This is a genomic window from Bacillus pseudomycoides DSM 12442, from assembly GCF_000161455.1.
Lineage (GTDB): Bacteria > Bacillota > Bacilli > Bacillales > Bacillaceae_G > Bacillus_A > Bacillus_A pseudomycoides.
In genome coordinates, this window is the sequence record NZ_CM000745.1 from 5,001,473 (window position 1) to 5,025,037 (window position 23,565).

Consider the following 23,565-nt stretch of genomic DNA (forward strand, 5'->3'; position numbering starts at 1 on the left):
ATACAGAAAGGATGGCGTTGTGGCTATGAATTTATCGATTTCTGATGAACTAGAATTGTTTTCTAAAGAGTTGCAGCGATATATGTCACCACATGCTTTGGAGAAATTTGCTAGAGAGATAGGATTTGTTCAACGAAAAAGTAAATATCGTGCACAAGATTTAGTAGCTCTTTGTGTTTGGTTAAGCGAAAACATAGCAAACACTTCATTGACACAACTAAGTAGTCGATTAGAAGCTAACACAGGTATTTCTATGAGTCCAGAAGGACTCAACCAACGTTTTAACTCTCGAGCTGTACAGTTTCTGCAACAAATATTAGCTTCTTTACTCCATCAGCAATTTTGTTCTTCTAGCAAGATTCCAACTTTGTATACAAACTATTTTCGACGTATTCGTGTATTGGATTCTACACATTTTCAGATTCCGGATAAATTCACTTCTACATATCAAGGTTCAGGTGGTAGTGGTCAAAGTGCCGGTGTGAAAATTCAATTAGAGTACGATTTGTTAAGTGGCCAGTTTCTACATGTCCATGTGGGTGCTGGAAAGCACAATGATAAAACATATGGTTCTACTTGTCTAAAATCGCTCCAACCGCAGGATGTATGTATACGTGACTTAGGGTACTTTGACTTAAACGATTTACATACTATAGACGAGCACGGTGCCTATTTCATCTCACGGCTTAAGCTCAATACTCGTATATATCAGAAAAATAAAGATCCTGAATACTTTCAAAATGGAACTATAAAAAAGCACTCTGAGTATATCCAATTAGATATGGAGCAATTCATTGACCAATTACAGTCAGGTGAAACATATGAAATTCCCGAGATTTATATTGGAATGTATCAAAAGCTTCCTGCAAGACTAATTCTGTATAAATTAACTGAAACGCAAATGAAACGTAGACAAAAGGATTTAGCACTTAAAGAACATAAGAAGCAAATTACCTATAAAGAACGCAGTAAGCGGCTTAGTGCAATTCACTTTTATATTACGAATATCTCTCCGGAACATCTACCCAAGGAACAAGTATACGATTTTTATTCCTTACGATGGCAAATTGAACTGATATTTAAAACATGGAAATCATTTTTTCGTATTCATCACTGTAATTCTGTAAAATTAGAACGACTAGAGTGCCACTTATACGGACAATTAATAAGTATCCTTCTTTGTTCTTCCACCATGTTTCAAATGCGCCAATTACTCCTCATCAAGAAGAAACGAGAATTAAGTGAATATAAAGCGATTTATATCATAAAAGATTATTTTTCACTTATTTATCAACCTTTACAAGAAGACACTCAAGAATTAATAAAGATATTGTTTCGTCTGTTTAATCTCTTACAGAAAAACGGCCGAAAATCCCATAGGTATGAGAAGAAAACAGTCTTTGATATCTTAAGCGTCGTATACAACTTTTCTATGTCTCACAATCATGTAGCGTAATCAAAAAAAATGAAACCCGATAGGTTTATTTGGTATGTAAATCTTTAAAGAACTTACACTGGATCTTTAGAAAAAAGAAAAAATCTCACCTGAAATTAAACTTATATAAGCTTAGGTTGATGGGCATGGGGAAGGCCCATCAAAATCAGTATTCAGGTACAGGTTTCAAACCACCTTTGGGTGCTGCAATCAAAAGTTGTGGTACTGAGCGCAAATGGAAAAGGCTAACAGAGATTAGTCAGGTGTGTGCCATAAAGCTGAACGAGAGTGAACAATCCGATGAAGCGTCGTTACTACTTCTATACAGTCAAAACTAGGGGCTTTTGACACCTCTAGGAAGAGTCTGAAAGAAACCTGATTACTGTTCAGATGGCTGTCGGCGTAAAGGTTGCAGGAGTATGGCACAGGTTTTTACAAGGAACAGGAGAAGTTTGTATTCTGATGATAAGCGAAAAATCCAAGCGATGAACTGACAAGGATGAAAGTAGTGATGCAGAATACAGATGCGGAAGAATCCGTAGTAGTGATGAAATGGCTGTAATGGCAATGGAGCGAAGGGACTCTGTTATCTATACTTCAGAAATTGAACAACCAGAAATGGGAGGATTTAATGAAAGAAGGAAAATCGTTTGAGATTTCACAATATCAAGTACTGGAAGCATACAAACGTGTAAAAGCGAATCGAGGTGCTGGAGGTATTGATGGAGTTGACTTCACAGAGTTTGATAAGGATTTGAAGAATAATTTGTACAAGCCTTGGAATAGAATGTCTTCGGGTAGCTATTTTCCTAATCCAGTAAAAGGAGTAGAAATACCGAAGAAGAACGGGAAAAAGAGATTGCTAGGTATTCCAACTATTAGTGATAGAATTGCCCAAATGGTAGTTCGTATGAATTTTGAGTCACTTGTTGAACTGATATTCTGTGCTGATTCTTATGGATATAGACTTAATCGCTCTGCCATTGATGCAGTGATACATTGTCAAACCAAAGAGGAAGCAGAAAGACTCTTAGAAAAGCTCAAAGAAAGAATGATGTCATGTAAGTTAGAGTTACATCCAGAAAAGACGAAAGTCGTCTACTGTAGAAGTGATAATTTCTCAAAACGACATGAGCATGAATCGTTTGACTTTCTAGGCTACACATTTCGAAGGAGATGGGCCAAGAGTAAATACGGAACATTTTTTCATGTCTTTACTCCTGCAGTTAGTAAAAGTGCTGGACAACACCTTAAAGATAAAATCCGCGAGATAAGAAAGCGGAATAAACTATACTCATTAGAGGAACTAGCAGACATTATGAATCCAATCTTACGTGGTTGGGCAAATTACTTTATAAAATTCTGTGCAAGTGAGGCAAGAAAGATACTCGACTTTGTGAATCTCACATTAGTCAGATTTATCAGGTTTAAGTATAAAACGGTGAAAAGAAGCAAAGCTAAAGCCTTTAGATATTTAGTACGTATGGCAAAAGCACAACCAAACCTGTTTTATCACTGGCAAATGGGGATACGTCCGACAATTGGATAACAAGAGCCGAATGAAGGGAGACTTTCACGTTCGGTTCTGTGAGAGGCTCAGGGTGAAATCCCCTGGGCCTACTCGACTATTCCCCACCTGCCATTTGAAAATAACCAATGAGATAATCTCCTTACATACTATATGTGGAGGTTTTTTTATGGAAAAACATCTATTAAAGTTACTTGACGTTTACAAATAAAAGGAGTGCTTATTTTATAGAAATAAGCACTCCTTTGTTTATTTCAAATTAAGAATTTCACAGCAGTCTTCAAAGAGATACAAGAGGAACCAACTGTTCGTAAAAGTTCGGTTCAGAAGGCTGATAATCAGCGAGGACAAACATAATATCCTGATATTAATCTTTAACGAAAAGTGAATGCTAGGATATGTACAAATCTTTCGACTTTGTTATAAAATGGGAATGTTGAGAAAAAATTCTTAAAGTTGTTAAGGGGAAAGGTGGAAATGCAGTATGAAGATTAAGCAGTTTATGAGTGTTTGTTTTGCAGCTATTCTTACAGTAGGTTTTGTAAGTGGTTGCGATTCATCCAAAAGCTCAACGGAAGTAAAAGAGAATAAGGTATATGGAGTTGGGGATACAGGAAAAACACAAAATATTGAGCTGAAATTAGAAAGTGCGGAATTTGTCTTACCAGGACAATTTGCGAAGCAAACAAATGACAGAGTTTTAAAGGTGAAGGTGAGTTTGAAAAATAAAGGTGATAAGGTAATTAAAATGTTGCCACAAGATTTTTCACTATACCAAAAAGATGAAAAAACGAACCTTTATTATACGTCAGATCCAAATGAGTTAAAAGGAGGAGATGTCGATAACGGGAAAAAAGTATCTGGAACCATTTATTATAATGTGAAAGATTCGTCTTCTTATGAATTGGTTTATAAAAAGTACATTATGGATCCGAAAAAAGAAAAAGAAGAGAAAATTTCATTTAAAATCCAAGGAAAAGAATTGGCGGAAAAAGCAAAAGAGCTACAAAGACCTGCTGAGGCTTTGACCGCATATTTAAATGCAGCCTTCTATGATAAAGATTCTAACAAAATTAATGATTTATCAGGCGAAGATGGTACTGCGTTTGTGAAAGAAGTAGAATCTTCTTTTAAAAGAACAAATGAAAGAATGTTTAACAATCAAATCGATGAGCAAGGGATGTTAAATTACTATAAAACTTTAAAAACAGCATTCCAAAAAAATGTGAAATTTGAAACGAAGGTAGTATCCCTAGATGGAGATAGAGCTCAAGTTGAACTAAAAGCGAAACCAATTATGTTGAACGAGTTGAAATCTAGATTTCAAAGTGAAGCGATGACAATCGCAAATCAAAATCCAAATATCACCAAAGAGGAGTTGACGAAGAAATTATTCGATTATGCAGTACAGTTAATACCAGAAGCAAGACCTGGTGATACGGAAGAAACAGTTAAAATTACTATGCTGAAACACGGAAAAAATCAATGGCGTTTAGATACAGCCTCCGCAGATCAAATTATGAAAGTATTTATTAAATAATCATAGTAAGCATTTCGTTTTAGGATGTGTGCCCCTTATAAGTCAACGTAATACCACTTAAAGGATTTGATGGTGTTATAAACGAAGTCTGTTCATTTACCGTTATTGCAAAATCTATATATGTTTTTCAAGAAAACGGTAAGCTTGAATTAAATGACGGTAAGGCAAAAGATAATATTAGGTTAGTAAAGAAAAAATAAATGTATCATGCCAAAAGGGGACTAGTAAACTATGAAACGAAACAAAGTACTATCGGTAGCAATCCCTATCATGCTATTAGCGGGATGTGGTGGGGTAGATAAAGCATCGACTGATAATAAGTCAAAAGTTGAAGCAAAACAAGAAAATAAGAAAGTAAAGCTTTCAAAAGAGGACTACCCTAACAAAGTCTATGAACTTTGTCTAGATTTTAATAGGAAGTATACAGAGCACGAACGGATACTAAACCGCCCTGCAAGAAAAAGTACCCAAGATAGTTCCTTAGAAACACTACAAAGTCAACTTGACGGTTTAATAACGGTAACTGATAAGGTCTTAAATATCGAACCTCCTAGTGAGTATGAAGATGTACATAAAAACGTAGCAGAATCAATGAATCACTTTAAAAAATCATTTGAACTCAATAAGAAAATATATGGTGCTAAAGACAAAACTACATCATCACATTTAGCGATGGTAAAAGAGTCTGATGAAGAATTGAAAAAAGCAAAAGAGTGTTGGTCAAAGTTCGAGAACGTTATTAACGATAAGAAATCAATCGGTACTAGGAAAACAGTAAGTGAAGGTGACGGTACGGTAACTGAACAAGATTTAAAAGATTTAGATAGAAAAGCCGGTATTGACATAGATGCTGTTAAGAAAAACACAACAAAAGAAGGTAAAGAGTTTGAAGGTAGTTGGGGTTTTGAAAAAGACGGTAAATTTATACCTACATTTATCTTTAAAGGTAACACATTTGAAACTTATGCAAGAGCCGAGTATCCTAGTAAAAAGAATTATGTAACAGGGACTTGGGTATACCGTAAAGACTCTTCTGAATTAATGTTAACTATTAAACAAGCATATGCAGAGGGAAAACCTATTGATTCAGAAAGACATATTATAGCATTAAAAGTCCAAAATTTTGGAGATAATAAAATGCAACTGTTTGATGGCGAGAATTTCCAAACATACCGTTTCGTAAAACAAAAATAAACGTATGAAAAGGGTTAGGTGTTGAAACCTAATCCTTTCTTAATAAGGAGGTATAGTAAACGTCAAGTAGCCCTAAAATATACTACATGAGTGGTGTATATTTTAGGGCTACTTTTTGTGTGTTATCCTTTCTTATTAATCTAGAAAGAATAACGTTTTTAACAATAATGGGTAGTAAATATTCTTAAGTTGATGGATGTGTGGTACCGCCACATGCCCATCAACCTAACAGAACAGCTTGCCCCAAAAATGATAAAAATGAACTTCGTTGCTATAAAAGACACAAAACCATAAACACTTACTTCATATTTACTTTTGTTGTGGCCGATAAAAGGCATCTACCAATTGATTATACTCGCTTCTTGAAATTTCTTTATTATACAGTTTAATTAATAACTCTTTATGCGCCTTCGAAAACGCCATTTTGTCAATGAATTTTGGATACATATGATTATTCTCTCTCCGTCTGATAAATTATTATGTTGCATTTCGTCTACTACCCTTGAATATTATAATAGAATAAACAACCAATGTTTTATGAAATATTACATAAATATATAATTTATATATTTAATTAAAAAGATTAACTAGAAATCTAATGAACATGCGGGTTTCCTTTTTTATTAGTTTCATCAGCAAATACGTCAGACCTTTGAAAGGTTTTTGCAACATTTATAAAAGTAAATTGAAAGATATATATAATAAGATAAATATATCGAAAGTGATTTTATGGTTCTGTTGCAAAGTGTACTTGAGTTTCGAAAAATTTGCAACAGAACCGCAAAAGTAGAAATGTATACTTTTCTACTTTTAGATAGATAACAGTGGACTTAGTAATAAGTTAATATTATATGAAGCAGATACTTATTAATCCGATTTTAATAACATATGAGTAGGAGATGGTTTAATGGGGAGCTTTACTATCAACCGTTTTAATGGAATTGAGAAATACGAAATTTCTGAAGCTAAAATATATGCGGTGAAGAAGCAAGAAAATGAAATAATGCTATGGCTTGAAGTAGAAACAGAGCAAGAACCAATTCAATCATTACCTGATACAGTAGATTGTAAAATGAATCCTAGTGGAGAGGTAACTGTTTATATGGATAACTTAAAACTCGAAAATTTTGGAGAACAAGAATTTATTATTTCTAAAGGATATGATGAAGACAGTAACGATTTAGCAGTAAGAATATATTACTTTGAACACCAAGAGGTTAATAATAATGTACTGAAAATGAAATACAACGGAAATGGGATTTTTCATATTAATTGGACAGGGATAACTAGGGATATATCTTATTATGATGGAAGTAAGCCAGATACTACTATCGAGGTCAATGGAGAGTTTATTTTTGAAGAATTTGAAGAATGGTTATAAAAGAGGAATAATAAAACTATTAAAACCCCGTCAAAGGTTTAATCCTTCAAGACCTATTGACAGGGTTGCTGCTCTAGTCCACAGTGATTTTTCCATAATAAGGAAATGTATATCAGGATATAATCAAACCACTTATTTTAAATCGTGTATCTTCCTATATAAAGAAGATCTAGATACACTCGTAATTTCACAAATTTGTTTCACTGTCATATTTCCTTCTTCATACAGCTTAAGTGCATAATTCATTCCAGCATGCTTTTCATGATATTTTTTAACTCGTCCTTGATAATTTCCTTCATTTGTTGTAATTGTCCCTTTGGGTTCTGATCAACAGAACTTACTCGTACGTAACCTATTTTTCTCATATTCTACTCTCCTATTTTGAATCTTTGATTAATGTTCCATAAAGGGGTAGTAAGATGATTCGTGCTCTAGTCCGTCAGATATTTAAATAGAATAAAAAACAAATTGTGTACCCATTAAAGCCTCTGTAAGAGTTTTGTAACATTTATGAGAGAGTTTTATAACATTTATGAGAGAGAAATGAGAGATATGTTAGATATGATGAAGTTAATCTTACTAGTAGGTGTTCGAACTCACCTAAAAATCAAGGAGGAAAAATAACAATGAAGAAATTGAAACCAGCACTTAGTGTATTAGGTAGTGTAACGATGGCACTGACTATAGCATCCCCTGCTTTAGCAGACGTAAAGCAGCCGAATGCAGGAAGTACAGTTGAAATATTCAAAGAGGATGCAAATGCAAAAGAAGGAAAAGTTATTTATGGAACTGACGGAAAAAAGGGAAAGATGTCTACTGAAAAAATTGACTTACAAAATAACGATTGGGATAACGATGGTATTTCTAACGACTTAGAGATAAAAGGCTATAAAATTGAATTCAATGGACAAACTGGGAAAAATGAGGCTCGGGCATGGAATCCAGAGACAGACAAAAATAAGTTAAAATTTATCACGGATCCTATGATGGGGAATTCGGATGGAGATGCTTTTTCAGATGCATATGAAGTTCAGCACTATGGCAATAACTCTGATACTGAGTTTAATCCAATGGTTGCAAATATGCCGAATTTACAAATTGGCGTAAAACGTATTAAGATTACTCCTGTTGCGTCTATTACGGATTCAAACGGTGGGTCCATTAATCAAGGTTGGGAAAAAAGTGTATCGACACAACATTCGTTTGGTATAGGAGCAGGTGTAGAAGGTGGTGCTGAAGGTTCAGCAGCTGGTCCTGTTCCTTCTGGAAAGGCCTCAGTAAATGTAAGTTATGGATACTCGAAAACATCAACAGATACAGAAAGATATTCTTCTAATCTTGATTGGTCTACCGCAAAAACTGTTGATTCAGCAAAAGCAGCGCAAGTGAGCATACAGTTAGAATATAAAAATACAGGGACGGCGTCTGCTCAAAATGTTTCACCTCATTTTAACATTCGTTTAGGAGAAGATATTATCCATACATCAAAGGGAACACAAGAACGTTATAAAGCAAATCAGTTAAGTACAGAAAAAGGTGGAAGAAATACAACAGAAGTATTGGTAGACAGTGTAGAGAATAACCCAGATGTAAAGATTTATTTATCGTTAGATCAATTAAAAGCTGTTGAACAAGGTGCCCCTCTTTCTGTTGAAGTACTACCTACGAGTACAATGGACTTGTATATGCAGGAAGATGGAAAATATATAACTTTAGGAGATTCAGGGAAATATGAATCTGATGTAAATTCTGCTACTGCATTACTAGAGACTGATATCGGGAATAAACCGAAGTTTAGAATGTATGCACCAGACAATACTAGTAGTGATAAAAATTTAACGTTTAACGAGGTTCTTAAGCATGTTAAAGTAGATTCTACAAAGATAAATGAATTTATAGAGAATAGCGAAGGAAAACAAACTATCATTGCGAAAGATATGCTAGAAAATGTTAAAGAATCTCATGTTTCGAAAAGGACAAAAGTCGGTGTTTTCACAAAAATTCAGCAACCGGAGTTGTCACATAGTGCTTATAATCCATTTACGAAAAAGTTTTATGCATCAGTCGTGCCTGGCTTATTCGGAGCAAGTGATGAAATCTCTGCTTCTTTTGAAAATAAAAAGTCCAAACAAACACAACAAGTAACATTAGTGAAAAAAGGAAACGTATATGAGTCTAAAGAAACTGTAAGTTTGAATGATTTCAATCCAACACAACAAGTTACATTTGAAATCAATGATGCACAAAAGAAACTTCCGACACAAAAAATTTCTACAGTTGTTACATATAATAAAGAATATGAAGATTATTTGAAACTTCAATACAGCGATGAACTTATTGTAGAGGGAACTCCTTATACTATGAAATCTAATGGATATCCTGTGCAAAGTTATAAAGGAAATGATAATTGGGAATACCTTGCGGTTGCTGGGAATTACCTTAAACCAGTTAATGTAATTATTGAAAGAAAAGGGCAGCCTAAACCTGGACAACCAATCAAAAAAGGTGAAGAGGTAAACATTAAATTTCAAAATAGTGTTCATTCAGGCTATTCATATTTAAAACTTCATGATAGTTATATTCGTTTAGACCAAAAACAAAATGCAAGTACTTTTAAATTTGATCATGTAGATGCCCGTTTCGGCAGTACTTCCAATGGGGATTGGGCACTACAATCTGATGGTAACTATATAGGGTCGCATTTTAACGGTTATGTGTCATATGGTAGTAAGGATAACAATAGAGTGACTTTCGAAAAAGCTAAGTAAAAGGGAACGGTTTTGTTGCAAAGTTTAAAAAAACACCGGTAATGAACGGAACCCAAAAAGTTAGACACAAGAATGTAGGCTGATTTTGGACTTGTCAACATTTACTGGACCCTAATTTAGGTGAATATTGGTTTTGTTTCTGTAAAGTGGACATCTCTAAAAAGGCGAAGCTATCAGTGTGTTTCGATATAGAATCGGGGCACACTGATTTGTTTTTTTCTGTGATTTTTTGTTATTGTAGAATTATATATCGCTTTCAATTGTTTGAACCCATTGTTCTTTGACTTGACATTCTAAAAATTGGCTGTCTCTGTTTTTAAATGCGAAAAAAATATTCAATATAAGCATGATCCAAATCATTTCCTTATGGGAACGACTTCTTATCAGATTGTAAGCTTTTATACGGTAGGTTAGATGTATATATATTGAAAAACTGATTCAGAATGCAGAGTAGCGTCTTATATAGGCCTTTTCAAGATACAATCTTATGATTATAAAGATCTTGGACAACAGATACATCATAAAGTCGATTCTGACAGGATAAATGAATAATCTTCGTAAAAAAATCTGATTTAAAATTTCTGTTTGTATGACTAGATAAATACGACGATTTAGATTATTTATCTAGTCATATAAATAAACCAATGTTAAAATTATCATCTGGATTATATAGTATTTTTCGAATTTTTAGTTATTTAAAGACCGAAGTGTGAGATTCTGATTTAGTGATACGATCAGTTGTTACATCTTCATATCTAAATTTTATTTTCCAAACGAGTGGTTAAAAACCACCGTCTTTAGACGGTATCAACTTTAGCCTTATAAGTTTTGTTTGTTGTAACGAACTTTAGTCGGATCTTAGCCGAGCGTGATGCCACCTACTTGAGTAGGGGGATGTTTACATATTTATTAGATGAAAGCATATAAGAGAACATTTTGTATTATTGGTGAAAAGAAGAGATGATTACAGATGAAAAAAAGAATTTTAATCGTAGAAGATGAAGAAAATATTCGAGAAGTATGCAAACGGTACTTAGAAAGAGAAGGATATGAAGTATATACCGCTGTAAATGGAACAGAAGGTTGGGATTTATTTCTTACTCATCAACCAGATTTAATTATTTTAGATTTGATGATGCCGAAAAAGAAGGATGGGAATTATGCGAGGAAATTCGTCAACAATCAAATGTCCCTATTATTATGTTAACTGCCAAGGGCGAGGGAAGAGATCGAATGTTAGGCTTAACAATGGATGCAGATGATTATCTATCAAAGCCGTTTTCACCTCGTGAATTAGTATTAAGGGCTCAAATTATACTAAGAAGAGGCAACCAGATACCGATACAAGCAAAAGAATCCCTATCAGAAGTGATAGAATTTCCAGATTTAAAAATTTATCCAAAGACGAGATGTGTACTTGTTTGTGAACATGAAGTGGATTTAACAGTGAAAGAGTTTGAAGTACTTTATGTCATGGCAAAGCATCCAAAATAAGTATTTTCTCGCTCACAACTTCTTGAACTCATTTGGGGTACTGAACATGAAGGGATTACAAACACAGTCACCGTGGTAGTGAGTCGTTTACGTGACAAGCTGGAGAAGCATACGATAAAGAGTCGTTGGATTCACACGGTTTGGGGGATAGGATATCGTTTTGAACCAAATGGAGGAAGTGAAACATGAGATTACGTATTCAATTGTTACTGATGAATGTATTAAGTACCAGTATCATGGTACTGGCTATATGGTATAGTGAGACGAAAATGTTACTTGAACCGGAACAAACAAAATTATTAACAATAATTGCGGTTGTGGCATTCATGATTTCAACGTTTATTTACTGGTTAATGACACGCCCTATCATGAGATCTATCAAAAATTTAATGGCATTAACGAAACAATTTAGTGATAGACAATTTGAAACAATGTATATAATTGGAAAAGAACCACAGGAGTTTAAAGAATTAGCAACAGCCTTTCAACAGATGGCAAAAAAGTTAGAAGAAGGGTTTACTAAGTTAGAAGAAGGGGAAAAAGCACGTAAAGAGCTGATTACGAATATTTCACACGACTTACGCACGCCTATGGCTAGCATGCAATTAATGATAGAAGCAATACAAGATGACCTCATTGAAGATCCTGAAATGAAAAAGCAGTACTTAGCGACGACCTTAAAAGAAATAAAACGATTAAGTGGATTAATTAATGACTTATTTGATCTTTCAAAGTTAGAACTTGGACAAGTAGATTTTTATCCAAGTTTCACACATATGGACAAAGTCCTATTAGATGTACTTGAGTCATACTCTGTCTTATCAGCAAACAAACAGATTGATTTACAATTGCATGTTCCTGATACATTACCTCGACTTTTAATCATGCCATGTAAAATAGCACGAGTTATCAGTAATTTGTTAGATAATGCGATTCGGTATTCTCCTGTCTCCGGAACAATTGAGTTGATTGTAGAGGAAAATAAGCAGAAGCAACAAGTCCAATTCATTTTGCGTGATGAAGGAGAAGGAATTACTCCAAATGACCAATTACGTGTATTTGAACGCTTTTTTAGAACAGATCAATCCAGAAGTTCACAATCTGGAGGATCCGGTCTCGGACTCGCCATTACAAAATCATTAATTGAAATGCACAACGGAGAAATTGGTGTGAGAAATCGCTCAGATGGAAAACAGGGAAGTGAATTTTGGTTTACTCTTCCCATCACATCAGAAAAAAATAAGACTGCTGAAAGATCTGTGTAATATTTATATTATAGAAATAAAAGGTCTCCTGTAACGTACCACTAAACAGTGTGTTACAGGAGGTCTTTTACTTGATAAAAATAAAATATGTATTTTTAAATATCTGTGCAGTTTTGTTTTTCTTTCCCCCTACTTCTTCTTTGTTATATAAAATCTACACAATAAACGTGAAATTGAACAAATTAGATGCTTTAAAAAATTTCACACTTATTCTAGGTACTATACTTTCAGAGTCGAAATGTTTTAAACAAATGTTCGTTTAATGTCCTCACAATTGATGCTACATCATATAAGTAAAAAAGAGATAAGAACACTTTTATTAAGTGCATTATCTCTTTTCGAATATGTATTTCATATCCCATGTAAATTTACCACATATTTCAATGGGACTTACAGATTGCTCTTCAATAATAATTACATCTTATTTTTGTAAAAAATATACAAATTTAACTTTTCTCAAAATACATTATAGAAATAGCTGTACTTTGTTTGTGTTAAAAAATTATAGTTATCTTTACCTATCATCACATATTTTTATAACTTCTATAAACTGAATGTAAATATAGTTAATTAGGTAAGAATTTTATATATACACATTTATAGGTGTTTTGGATACAATTATCATTTTCCCTTTTCGCAATTATATCTTTAAATGAAATGCATGTAATCTGCATTTCATCTTTATATAACGGATATATATTATTAATATATCCAATGGGATGTGAAAAAGTATACGAGGAGAAAAATAAAAAAGAAAATTTCATCAATCCATGCGATGGCGCTATTAACAGTAGAATATTCGGTAACAAGTGCGTTTCCTGGAACAATGACACCACATTGAAAAAAGGAGTTGGTATGTTTGTAAGTGATAGTACTACAGCTCCTTCTGAAAGTGGTCATACTGTACGAAGTGGACAGCGTGATACAGTCTTTACAGAGCTAGGAGAGGTGATAGAGAAAGTACGCCCCAAACTGAACATTCTCCAGTATTTATTCTTTTAGAAATGGTATATAAACAGAACGTATCTAAACATACGAGGAATCAATTGTTAAAACTACCATCTGGATTATAGAATCGCTTTTAATAATTTTTAGTGAATAGAAGACCAAAGTGCTGGCTTCTAACCTAACAATACTATCAGTGATAACAGCTGTATATCTAAGTTTCATAGATTTATTAGATGAAAGCAGATAAAAGAAACATTTCTTTTGTGATTGATGAAAAAGAAGAGAGGATTATATATGAAACAAAGAATTTTAATCATAGAAGATGAAGAAAATATTCGAGAAGTATGCAAACGATACTTAGAAAGAGAAGGATATGAAGTATACACAGCTATGAATGGAATGGAAGGCTGGGATTTATTTCTTACTCATCAACCAGATTTAATTCTTTTAGATCTGATGATGTCGAAAAAAGATGGCTGGGAATTATGCGAGGAAATTCGTCAACAATCAAATGTCCCTATAATTATGTTAACTGCTAAAGGCGAGGAAAGAGATCGAATTTTAGGCTTAACAATTGGTGCGGATGATTATGTAACAAAGCCGTTTTCACCTCGTGAATTAGTATTAAGGGTTCAAATTATACTAAAGAGAGGTAATCAGATACCGATACAAGAAGAAGAATTCCTATCAGAAGTGATAGAATTTCCGGATTTAAAAATTTATCCAAAGACGAGATGTGTACTTGTTTGTGAAAATAAAGTGGAGTTAACAGTGAAAGAGTTTGAGGTACTTTATGTCATGGCAAAGCATCCAAAACAAGTATTTTCTCGTTCGCAACTTCTTGAACTCATTTGGGATTTTGAATATGACGGAGTTACACACACGGTAACCGTGTTAGTGAGTCGTTTACGTGAGAAGCTGGAGAAACATACGATAAAGAATCGTTGGATTCATACGGTTTGGGGAATAGGATATTGCTTTGAACCAAATGGAGGAAATGAAATTACGCGTATTTGAACGCTTTTTTAGAACAGGTCAATCCAGAAGTTCACAATCTGGAGGATCCGGTCTCGGACTCGCCATTACAAAATCATTAATTGAAATGCACAACGGAGAAATTGGTGTGAGAGATCGCTCAGATGGGAAACAGGGAAGTGAATTTTGGTTTACTCTTCCCATCACACCAGAAAAAACTAACAACTTATCGAATTTCATTATTAAAGAAAAGACACTCATTTGGGTGTCTTTTCTTTATGAAAAAATCCCTACACAATGTGCTGGGACCAGGAGCAACTGTATCGTATCTTTATCTTAGTACATACACCCTCCACTAGCAAAACTGTATAACGCCATTTTTGTAAATTAAAAAACAAATTATTTAAACACCACTTAAATGATGCCCACTAACGCATAACCACTTCAAACATTATCAACCTCTATCAAAAGATACCAAAAAATTATCAATGATAATCACTTCATCTGTTTAATCTTCTATAGAAAAACGGGCAGAAATCCCATCGATATGAGAAAAACAGACATACACGTTAATGAATGTATATTGTGTCTCCTTTTGTAGATAACAATCTTTAAAACAAATGCATGTTATCTGCATCTAATCTTTATATAAAACTTATACCATATAAATATACCCAAAAGGTAATACAGAACTTATAGGAATCTACCATTTTGAAAAAAACATACTAAAAGTTTTTGAGTCATTTTAACCGTGTTTTAAGTAAATTGTGTTGGTGACCGATTTCAATAGTTTTTCTCCATATAATGCAACATAAATGACATTGTATTGCACTACATGCTCTTAGCGTTGTTAAAATTACTTGTTTTAATGTCGAAATTTGCTTAATTCTGATTTGCGGTCTGTGCCCATTATAGATGGTTCAAGAAGGAGGAATTTTATCAATTTACCGTCTGCATTTATATTTGTAAGAGTTTTGTAACGCTCACGATATTATTTTTATTTTAAAAAAATCTATTAAATTGTAAACATATTATCAAAAGCAAGTTGATCCAAAGGGGATTTTTTTATGAACAAAAAAATGATTATATTTCCTATACTGATTTTTATATGTATTACATCGGTCTATTTTTTATTCAGTCCAAGAGTAAAAGGAACAATGTATGAAGATACATTATCGAAAAAAGTTATCGTCATAGATCCAGGACATGGAGGAAATGATCCTGGATCTATTGGATCAAAAGGAACAAAAGAAAAAGATATAACTCTCAAAACAGCTAAAAACATTCAACAAAAGCTCGTGGGAAAAGGAATGACTGTAATTTTAACGCGTGAAGATGATACGTTTGTACCACTAAAAAATCGCGTAGCTATTGCTCACAATAAATCAGCTGATCTCTTTCTTAGTATTCATTATGACGGTTTCACAACTAATGATGTAAAAGGAGTAACAACATACTATTACAAGGGATTAAAAGAACAAGCATTGGCAGAAACGATACACGAACATTTATTCAAACATATACAGGCAAAAAATAGAGGTGTAAAATCTGGCGATTACTATGTTTTACGAGAAAATCAACAACCATCAATTTTACTTGAGCTAGGTTATATTACAAACCCAGAAGATGAGGAACGAATGAATTCACAACAATTCCAAGCAGATGTAGCCTCTGGAATTGTTAATGGTGTTATAGAATATTTTAAAAAATAGTAGTCTAGTTAAATCAGACTACTAAACCAAAAATAAAATTCAGTATATAATTAAAAATTTCAATTTTACTGAATAAATTTATTCAGTAGAAAATATATAACTAAAGGTTACTAGAAAGGACATACTAGAATGTTTACAAAAGGACTAAAAATAACGTTGATTATATCAATAGTTGCTTGTATCACACTAGGAATTTTTATGTTTCAATTCTTCACTTCACCTGCCAAAGGGGTAATGAACCAAGAAAATAGTGTTCAACTGGCAAGTGAGCAAACAAAAGGAGAAATGAAAAAAACAGCCCCCGATAAATATAATGGTCAGGTTCGGAAAGTAGCATACTTAACATTCGATGATGGACCAAGTCAATTTCAAAAAGAAATCTTAGATATTTTAAAGAGTAATAATATAAAAGGAACTTTCTTTATGATTGGTGGAAATATCCCAGCTCATAAAGAAAGCGTAAAACGCTTAGTAAATGAAGGTCACTATCCAGGTGTTCATAGTATGACACACGATAATAAAAAGCTGTATATCCAAGGCAAATTTGTTGAAGAAATGCAACAAGCGCAAAATATCATGAAAGAAGTAACTGGAATTCATCCAAATCTTGTTCGTTGTCCATATGGGAGTATGCCCGGACTTACACAGGCATTAAGAGACAAAATGGTAAATGTCGGTATGAAAGAGTGGGATTGGACAATAGATTCTTCAGATTGGAGGTTCCCAGGAAATCCAGATGCTGTTGTTCAAAAAACGATTTCTCAGGTCAGTGAAAATCGCGAAATCATTTTAATGCATGAAAAATCACAGACAGTGCAGGCGTTGCAAAGAATTATTGATGATCTTCGTAGTAAAGGTTATGAATTTGAAGTATATGATGAAGCCTCTCATTTCCCATTAAATTTTTGGAAGGATAATCGCATCTAAGTAGGAGGAATTGCAGTTGATATATAGAAACCTAGCACTTATAACAGCCTTATCAGTAACCTTGTTGTCAGGCTGTTCAGGACAAAAACCAGAAGAAAAATTATATGTGGCATTTGAAAGTGCTACAAAACAAGAAAAGACAATGTTTGAAGATACAAAAAAATTAGCGGCATTAGAAAAACAAGGACAAGAGTTATATACTCAAATTACACTTGAAGGAAAAGAGAATAATCAAGTAGTAAAAGAAAAGTTAGATCAAGCTGTAACAAACATACATGATCGTGAAAAGGTATTAGAGAAAGAGAAAAACACCTTAGAAAATGCACAAAATGAAGTGAAGTCTGTTGATAAATATATAAAGAAATTAGAAGATAAGAAATTACAAGAACAGGCTGAAAAAGTTCAAGATCTGTATAGAAATCGTGCTGATTCTTTCAAAAAATTACATGATAGTTATAAAAAATCATTACAATTAGAACAAGAACTGTACAAAATGCTACAAGCAAAAGATGAAAAACTTAAATCAATTACTGAGAAAGTAAAAACGATCAATCAGTCTTATGAACAAATTCATTCAGATCAGGATAGATTTAATAAGTACACGAATGAGTATAATCAGAAGAAATTAGCCTTTTATAAACAAGCAAATATTAAAATTAAAGAAAGTAAAAAATAAAACGATTGTAAAAAACGAAGTGTATTGTGAGAGTTTTTTATAATTCAAACCCACAAAAGCCAAATTCTTGCTAATCAAGAGCAATTTGGCTTTTTGTGTTCGATAGTCATTTCAATTAGATTTAGGATATGAAGTATTAGAAGCAATAGATGGGAAAGACAGTGAACTACCCACCACTTAAATTCTAACGAATTAAATCCAAGAGTGTTATAATCATTGTTCGAGCAGTTTGTAAATTGGAGGATAAAGTATGAAAAGAGGGATTGTATTAAAATTATTTATGTTAACAACAGCGTTATGTATGTTGATCTTGGCAACTATTTTTGTTGGACAAACGATATTCTTTAAACAATTTTATGCGCATAAAAAAGTGGATGATATCAAAAGAAACATGAAATCTTTTGAAACAGATTATTTAAATAGTGGAGGAAATTCACAAGGCATTCAAAAGTTAGAACAAGATTTTTACCGAGAACATAATACATGGATTACAACATTAGATAGTAATGGTAATTTAAAGAATGTAAATGATTTTTATATAGAAGTAAAATTAAATCAGTCTAAAGATAAAGAAAATCAATTCGCTAATTCTACAATTACCATACCGCTGTACAATTTCAAGGTTGAGGACGATCATGCGAGGAATATTGCAAATGAAATATTCCCTTTAGGAGAAACAGTTACTTTGAGGGGTATAGAAAAAAATGCTACATTCATTCCTTTTTCTGCATTCTTTAAAACAGAAACTCCAAATTTGGTAAATACGACATTAGATAAAAAAGTAAATGAATTTGGAGAAAAACTTAAAAATAAATATACAACTAAAGACTTGTCTAAAAAAGAGGACATTGATTATAAAAGAAAATATGAAAAAGAAACGCCTGTAAAATATCTAGACGGGAAAATTACAAAGGTTCAACTTTCGGGTGGGAATGAACAATCGAATTTTGTTTATACAAATAACTTATTTATGGAAAGGATACAAGAGTTTCAGGCAGACTTATTGCTAAATGAAAAGACTACTAACTATGATTCCTTACAAGAAATCGATTATGAGCAGAATGATATTAAATATAAGTTAATAATAAAACCGATAAAGGATAAGAGCGGTGCAATAACATACATTTTTTCAATGACTTCGTTGCAGCCAGTTGATGAAGCTGTACAAATGATACAAGAGTATTATGTCTATATTATTATGTTTGTGCTGCTTCTTATTTTTCTAGCTTCTTTTTACTATTCAAAAAAGATTGCAAGGCCCTTATTACAAATAAATAAGACAACCAAGAAAATTGCAAACTTAGATTTCTCGGAAAGGGTTCCAGTCATGTCAAAAGATGAAATTGGTGATTTATCTCAAAATATTAATTTACTTTCAAATACATTGCATTCACATATTGAGCAATTGCAACTAGACATAGAGAAAGAAAAAAAATTAGAAAATACAAGAAAAGAGTTTATTTCAGGGGTATCGCATGAGTTAAAGACACCTCTAAGTATTATGAAGAGTTGTATTTCTATCTTAAAAGATGGTGTTGCAAGTCATAAGAAAGAGTATTACTTTAAGGCAATGGAAAAAGAAGTGGATAAGATGGATATGTTAATTGTGGACATGCTTGAGTTAGCAAAATTTGAATCTGGTACGTATAAAATGCAGATGGATGTTTTTTATATTGACAAAGCCATTCAGCATGTCTGTGAACAATTATCTTTGGAGATAACAAAAAAGCAATTACATGTTCACACACATCTTGCTGCAACTGAAGTCATTGCAAATCATCGTCGTATGGAACAAGTAATCACAAACTTTATCACGAATGCTATTCGTTATACGCCAGAAAAAGAGGATATTATTATTTCTACAATAGATGAGCCAAGTCGCATAAAAGTTTGTATCGAAAATAAAGGGGCCCATATTGAAGAAGATCAATTAGATAAGATTTGGGATCGTTTTTACCGAGTTGATACAGCTCGTCAACGTTCACAAGGTGGAACAGGTCTTGGACTTGCCATTTCAAAAAATATTTTAGAACTTCATGGAGCAGAGTATGGAGTACACAATACAGTTGATGGCGTGTTGTTTTATTTCTATTTACAGAAAAAAGTGTAGAACGAAGGTTCTACACTTTTTTTCATTTATTTTGATAGTATCTTTACCTTTTCTTTAACGTAAAGAGAATAGGTTGATTTGTATCCAAATGTACAAAATTCCCGAAATAATATGGTGCGTTCTGTTGCAAAAAGATACAATTTTATTTAATACGTAGTTGTGTTTCGGTATCAAAGAAATGTACTTTGTCCATATCAAATACAAGTTGCATAGCCTCTCTTGTTTGATAATCATTACGTGTATCTAAACGTGCAATAAAGGATTGATTGTGTAACGTAGCATAGATCATCGATTCGGCTCCAAGCAATTCTGCAACTTCAATTTTTATATTTATAATATAATCAGGCAATGTTTCTAGCATACTTGGATTATCATAGATATGTTCCGGGCGAATGCCAAGAATTATGTTTTTATTTTCATAACCTTGTTCACGTAGTGCTTCTAATTTTTTTTCTGGAATACTCAGTTTGATATGACCTAAAATAAAATTTCCATTTTCCACTTTTCCCGTAAAGAAATTCATGGCTGGTGAACCAATAAAGCCACCAACAAATACGTTTTCGGGATATTCATAGACTTCTTTTGGTGTACCAACCTGTTGTATCCGTCCATCTTTCATAACCACAAGGCGCGTTGCCATTGTCATAGCCTCAGTTTGGTCATGCGTAACATAAATGGTTGTTGTTTGTAAGCGATGATGCAGTTTTGAAATTTCAGAGCGCATGGTAACACGTAGTTTTGCATCTAGATTTGATAATGGCTCATCCATTAAAAATACTTTTGCATCACGGACAATGGCACGCCCTAAAGCAACACGTTGTCTTTGACCACCGGATAACGCGTTTGGCTTCCGTTTTAAAAGTTCTTCTAATCCAAGAACTCTTGCTGCGTTTTGAACACGACGCTCAATTTCATCTTTTGGTAACTTACGAATTTTTAAACCAAATGCCATATTATCATACACGGTCATATGAGGATAGAGGGCATAATTTTGGAATACCATTGCGATGTCACGGTCCTTTGGTGGTATGTCATTCACATATTTTTCATCAATGTATAAATCTCCTTGTGAAATCCCCTCTAATCCGGCAATCATACGTAAAGTGGTCGACTTACCACATCCAGAAGGACCAACAAACACTATAAATTCTTTATCTTGAATATGAAGATTAAAATTCTCCACCGCTGGCACATTATTGTCATATATTTTATAAATGTTTTTTAATACTACCTCTGTCATGTTTCTACCTCCTGTAATAAAAAAACTATATATGTTTTTATCATTTTTGTTTTCCTTGTATGTTTAAAGATATAGTATGAATTCAAAATTTACGTATTCATGTTGAACCTCAAACGCTTTTGCTCATCTATCAGAACAAACAATAATACTTTAGAAACTCTATTGTATAGATTTAGGGGACCAGTCTGTATTTCAAGCCATAAGACAAGTATAGGAAACCAAAAAAATCCCTTGGGCTCAAAAGTAGAATAAGAGAAACCGCCGTCCAATTTTGAGCAGTTTCTCTTATTTGTCATGAATTTCTATGAAACAATATCTTCGTTGTCACCATAAATGGCATGGTTTATTGAGTTTTAAGATCCGGGTACTTCAGCTCACGCATTTTCTGGTCCTCCTTAATTTTCTTTTCATCAATTTCCTTTACATAATCGTTGAACTCTTCAAGAGTATAATCCTTACTTCCGTTAGACGATTCTTTAAATAGAACCTCTTTACTATCTGGATTCACATCAAACGTCCAATGTTCTAACATAGTTCCTTCTTCAAACCTCACTTTATAGTATTCTTCCTCATTTTTATTTGTTGAATTTGAATTTGGTTTTGTAACTTTTACTGTTAATAACTTCGCGTATGTCGAGTATTTTGCTTCTAATTGAAGGAGAGTTTTTAGTTTAGGGACCGAGTTAAACAATCCGTCAACAATTTCTTGATCTTCTTTTGAAAGTGTATCTTCTATAGAGAGTTTGATTTCCTCAACAGATGCTTCTTTAGAAGTTGATTCCATTTTTTCTGCACTCTTTTTTTGATCAACAGATTTCGCCGGATTCTCATCACCTTTAGAAGCTGATTCCATTTTTTCTGTACTCTTTTTTTGATCAACAGTTTTCAGTGAACTCTCATCACTGTTGTTACTACATGCCACCATACCAGTTAGCAATATGCTACTACATAACATCAAGATCATTTTATTCTTCTTCAATTCCATTCCTCACTTTGCTAGTTATTTTTATTTTTCTTTAATTGTTACTACCTGTCATGAAATAAATACAACTTATTCGTTGATATATGTCGTCACTCGATTTTGGATCAGCGCTGCTACATCCTCAGCTGATTTTTGACCACTAAAGTATGACTTGGACTCCTCAGCAATAATGGATTCAATTTTAGTACTTTGTGGGCTCTGAACGCTTATTTCAGCAACCATTTTCTCTAATTCTTGTATATCACTCTCAGTAACGTTAATCATAGAGCCACTTATATGCTCAATTTTCCCTTTTTCCTTCAATGTTTTGATTTGTTGTTCATATAAAGCTTTATTAATTGGAAATGCATTCCCTTTACTTTGGACCTCATCAGACATTAAAAACTTAAGAAAATCCCAAGCTTCCTTTTTAACCGGAGATTTCGCATTTATACCTACTGTTGTGTTCGGTGTAAAAGCAACTCCCTTTTTTTGTCCAGCTATATGTGGTTTTTGATACATTTTTGACTCTGTTATACCCAAGCTATATCCAAAACTGAAATATTCTTCTACCGACATGATTGGTGCTGGGACAAAATATGCTTCTCCTAAAGCCACAGAATCTGCAGTGACTATTTTCTGTTCATACATCTTCTTTACGTCTTCCAGCATCTGTACAAATAAATCAGATTGGAACTTTGCTTGTCCACTTGTTTTATCTACTAACTTACTGTAATGATCTTGCACCAGAAATTGCAGCATTTGTTCCGGAGGAGTATTTCCAATAACATGTGTATGTGTTCCTTTGCTTGCTAATTCTTTTCCAATGCTTGTGAACTCACTCCAAGTCCACTCTTTGTCATTCACTTTTACTCCAGATTGTTGTATCGCTTTATCATCCCCAAGCAGTCCACTCAACCAAAAATATAATGGAATACCATAAAGTTTTTCACCTGTTTTCGAATTATCTAAAATGCTATTAAAATATTGATTTTTATCAAAAGATTTATCCTGTTCCATCATTTTACTTAAGTCTGTAAGCAAGCCTTTCTTCCCATACTTGTCCGCAGGCAAACCGTCTAGTACAATCACATCGGATCCTTTACCCGATAAAAATTCTGTATTCACCTTACTAATGATTTTCTCAGCAGAGGTCTCGTCTGTCTTTGATGCTTCTGTCTTTGATCCATCTTCCGGAAAAGCACCTTTTATCTGGATGTCAATTTTAGGATTCTTTTGTTCATATAGTTTCTCTGCCTGTTTTAGGGATTTAGTATCACCTAAAGTCGACACTTCGACTATCGTTTTTCCATCTTTTGTTTTTCTCTCTCCTTTACTATCATTATTTCCGCAACCTGCCACGAAGCTGATTGATAGACTTGCTACTAGCATCATACAAACCTTTTTCATT

Annotated in this window: 16 protein-coding genes and 4 pseudogenes; 15 read left to right on the forward strand and 5 right to left on the reverse strand. The window is 33.3% G+C overall.

What is annotated here, in order from left to right; genetic code table 11:
* The first annotated feature begins 25 nt into the window (after positions 1–25).
* From BPMYX0001_RS25390 to BPMYX0001_RS25415, 5 genes are all read left to right on the forward strand, one after another.
* Positions 26–1,456 carry an IS4 family transposase gene (locus BPMYX0001_RS25390; protein ID WP_033799369.1) on the forward strand — a complete coding sequence of 477 codons (1,431 nt, stop codon included), beginning with the start codon at positions 26–28 and terminating at the stop codon, positions 1,454–1,456.
* Positions 1,457–2,066: 610 nt separating this feature from the next.
* Positions 2,067–2,984: a group II intron maturase-specific domain-containing protein gene (locus BPMYX0001_RS25400; protein ID WP_006097038.1), complete on the forward strand. Its 918-nt coding sequence runs from the start codon at positions 2,067–2,069 to the stop codon at positions 2,982–2,984.
* Between the two features lie 463 nt (positions 2,985–3,447).
* Positions 3,448–4,503: a DUF5105 domain-containing protein gene (locus BPMYX0001_RS25405; RefSeq protein ID WP_003202754.1), complete on the forward strand. Its 1,056-nt coding sequence runs from the start codon at positions 3,448–3,450 to the stop codon at positions 4,501–4,503.
* 231 nt (positions 4,504–4,734) lie between these two features.
* Complete coding sequence (locus BPMYX0001_RS25410) at positions 4,735–5,697, forward strand: DUF3994 domain-containing protein (RefSeq protein ID WP_006097039.1); 963 nt, start codon at positions 4,735–4,737, stop codon at positions 5,695–5,697.
* 907 nt (positions 5,698–6,604) lie between these two features.
* The gene (locus BPMYX0001_RS25415) at positions 6,605–7,078 is read left to right on the forward strand and encodes a hypothetical protein (protein ID WP_003202760.1); all 474 of its coding nucleotides are present in this window, start codon (positions 6,605–6,607) and stop codon (positions 7,076–7,078) included.
* Between the two features lie 132 nt (positions 7,079–7,210).
* Here BPMYX0001_RS25415 and BPMYX0001_RS31550 read toward each other — a convergent pair.
* Both BPMYX0001_RS31550 and BPMYX0001_RS34615 read right to left on the reverse strand, forming a co-directional pair.
* Positions 7,211–7,375 (reverse strand): annotated as a pseudogene (locus tag BPMYX0001_RS31550) (helix-turn-helix domain-containing protein); the annotation flags it as partial.
* Positions 7,321–7,443, reverse strand: coding sequence for a recombinase family protein (locus tag BPMYX0001_RS34615; protein ID WP_006097040.1), 123 nt, complete (start codon positions 7,441–7,443; stop codon positions 7,321–7,323). The gene BPMYX0001_RS34615 and the pseudogene BPMYX0001_RS31550, both read right to left, overlap by 55 nt.
* A 261-nt stretch (positions 7,444–7,704) precedes the next feature.
* Between BPMYX0001_RS34615 and BPMYX0001_RS25430 the strand changes: the two genes are divergently transcribed.
* The 10 genes and pseudogenes from BPMYX0001_RS25430 (at position 7,705) to BPMYX0001_RS25480 (ending at position 19,953) form a co-directional block, all read left to right on the forward strand.
* On the forward strand, positions 7,705–9,846 hold the full coding sequence (locus BPMYX0001_RS25430; RefSeq protein WP_006097044.1) for a binary toxin-like calcium binding domain-containing protein: 2,142 nt from the start codon (positions 7,705–7,707) through the stop codon (positions 9,844–9,846).
* A 970-nt stretch (positions 9,847–10,816) separates the two neighbouring features.
* Positions 10,817–11,529 (forward strand): annotated as a pseudogene (locus BPMYX0001_RS29715) (response regulator transcription factor).
* Positions 11,526–12,605, forward strand: coding sequence for a sensor histidine kinase (locus tag BPMYX0001_RS25440; RefSeq protein WP_033799372.1), 1,080 nt, complete (start codon positions 11,526–11,528; stop codon positions 12,603–12,605). The pseudogene BPMYX0001_RS29715 and the gene BPMYX0001_RS25440 overlap by 4 nt, the downstream one beginning before the upstream one ends.
* Positions 12,606–13,430: 825 nt before the next feature.
* Positions 13,431–13,565: pseudogene (locus BPMYX0001_RS25450) on the forward strand (class D sortase); the annotation flags it as partial.
* A gap of 282 nt (positions 13,566–13,847) precedes the next feature.
* Complete coding sequence (locus BPMYX0001_RS25455) at positions 13,848–14,570, forward strand: response regulator transcription factor (protein ID WP_033799373.1); 723 nt, start codon at positions 13,848–13,850, stop codon at positions 14,568–14,570.
* Positions 14,554–14,745, forward strand: a pseudogene (locus tag BPMYX0001_RS34270) (ATP-binding protein); the annotation flags it as partial. The gene BPMYX0001_RS25455 and the pseudogene BPMYX0001_RS34270, both read left to right, overlap by 17 nt.
* An 850-nt stretch (positions 14,746–15,595) precedes the next feature.
* Positions 15,596–16,240: an N-acetylmuramoyl-L-alanine amidase family protein gene (locus BPMYX0001_RS25465; RefSeq protein WP_033799374.1), complete on the forward strand. Its 645-nt coding sequence runs from the start codon at positions 15,596–15,598 to the stop codon at positions 16,238–16,240.
* A 129-nt stretch (positions 16,241–16,369) separates the two neighbouring features.
* Positions 16,370–17,167: a peptidoglycan-N-acetylglucosamine deacetylase gene (locus tag BPMYX0001_RS25470; RefSeq protein WP_033799375.1), complete on the forward strand. Its 798-nt coding sequence runs from the start codon at positions 16,370–16,372 to the stop codon at positions 17,165–17,167.
* A 16-nt stretch (positions 17,168–17,183) separates the two neighbouring features.
* Positions 17,184–17,843 carry a YkyA family protein gene (locus BPMYX0001_RS25475; RefSeq protein WP_033799376.1) on the forward strand — a complete coding sequence of 220 codons (660 nt, stop codon included), beginning with the start codon at positions 17,184–17,186 and terminating at the stop codon, positions 17,841–17,843.
* A gap of 250 nt (positions 17,844–18,093) precedes the next feature.
* Positions 18,094–19,953, forward strand: coding sequence for a sensor histidine kinase (locus tag BPMYX0001_RS25480; protein WP_006097059.1), 1,860 nt, complete (start codon positions 18,094–18,096; stop codon positions 19,951–19,953).
* Positions 19,954–20,095: 142 nt separating this feature from the next.
* On the opposite strand, the gene BPMYX0001_RS25485 is transcribed toward BPMYX0001_RS25480, so the two are convergent.
* From BPMYX0001_RS25485 to BPMYX0001_RS25495, 3 genes are all read right to left on the reverse strand, one after another.
* The gene (locus tag BPMYX0001_RS25485) at positions 20,096–21,193 is read right to left on the reverse strand and encodes an ABC transporter ATP-binding protein (RefSeq protein WP_006097060.1); all 1,098 of its coding nucleotides are present in this window, start codon (positions 21,191–21,193) and stop codon (positions 20,096–20,098) included.
* Between the two features lie 343 nt (positions 21,194–21,536).
* A complete protein-coding gene (locus tag BPMYX0001_RS25490) occupies positions 21,537–22,172 on the reverse strand; it encodes a hypothetical protein (protein WP_240517033.1) in 636 nt (211 codons plus the stop codon).
* Positions 22,173–22,244: 72 nt separating this feature from the next.
* Complete coding sequence (locus tag BPMYX0001_RS25495) at positions 22,245–23,564, reverse strand: ABC transporter substrate-binding protein (RefSeq protein WP_033799378.1); 1,320 nt, start codon at positions 23,562–23,564, stop codon at positions 22,245–22,247.
* Position 23,565: the final 1 nt, after the last annotated feature.

What these genes read in the sequence shown, in the direction of transcription:
- BPMYX0001_RS25495 (WP_033799378.1), bottom strand. Translation starts at nt 23,564, where the DNA reads ATGAAAAAGGTTTGTATGATGCTAGTAGCAAGTCTATCAATCAGCTTC.
- BPMYX0001_RS25455 (WP_033799373.1), top strand. Translation starts at nt 13,848, where the DNA reads ATGAAACAAAGAATTTTAATCATAGAAGATGAAGAAAATATTCGAGAA.
- BPMYX0001_RS25410 (WP_006097039.1), top strand. Translation starts at nt 4,735, where the DNA reads ATGAAACGAAACAAAGTACTATCGGTAGCAATCCCTATCATGCTATTA.
- BPMYX0001_RS25405 (WP_003202754.1), top strand. Translation starts at nt 3,448, where the DNA reads ATGAAGATTAAGCAGTTTATGAGTGTTTGTTTTGCAGCTATTCTTACA.
- BPMYX0001_RS25440 (WP_033799372.1), top strand. Translation starts at nt 11,526, where the DNA reads ATGAGATTACGTATTCAATTGTTACTGATGAATGTATTAAGTACCAGT.
- BPMYX0001_RS25485 (WP_006097060.1), bottom strand. Translation starts at nt 21,193, where the DNA reads ATGACAGAGGTAGTATTAAAAAACATTTATAAAATATATGACAATAAT.
- BPMYX0001_RS25465 (WP_033799374.1), top strand. Translation starts at nt 15,596, where the DNA reads ATGAACAAAAAAATGATTATATTTCCTATACTGATTTTTATATGTATT.
- BPMYX0001_RS25470 (WP_033799375.1), top strand. Translation starts at nt 16,370, where the DNA reads ATGTTTACAAAAGGACTAAAAATAACGTTGATTATATCAATAGTTGCT.
- BPMYX0001_RS25415 (WP_003202760.1), top strand. Translation starts at nt 6,605, where the DNA reads ATGGGGAGCTTTACTATCAACCGTTTTAATGGAATTGAGAAATACGAA.
- BPMYX0001_RS34615 (WP_006097040.1), bottom strand. Translation starts at nt 7,443, where the DNA reads ATGAGAAAAATAGGTTACGTACGAGTAAGTTCTGTTGATCAGAACCCA.
- BPMYX0001_RS25400 (WP_006097038.1), top strand. Translation starts at nt 2,067, where the DNA reads ATGAAAGAAGGAAAATCGTTTGAGATTTCACAATATCAAGTACTGGAA.
- BPMYX0001_RS25430 (WP_006097044.1), top strand. Translation starts at nt 7,705, where the DNA reads ATGAAGAAATTGAAACCAGCACTTAGTGTATTAGGTAGTGTAACGATG.
- BPMYX0001_RS25480 (WP_006097059.1), top strand. Translation starts at nt 18,094, where the DNA reads ATGAAAAGAGGGATTGTATTAAAATTATTTATGTTAACAACAGCGTTA.
- BPMYX0001_RS25390 (WP_033799369.1), top strand. Translation starts at nt 26, where the DNA reads ATGAATTTATCGATTTCTGATGAACTAGAATTGTTTTCTAAAGAGTTG.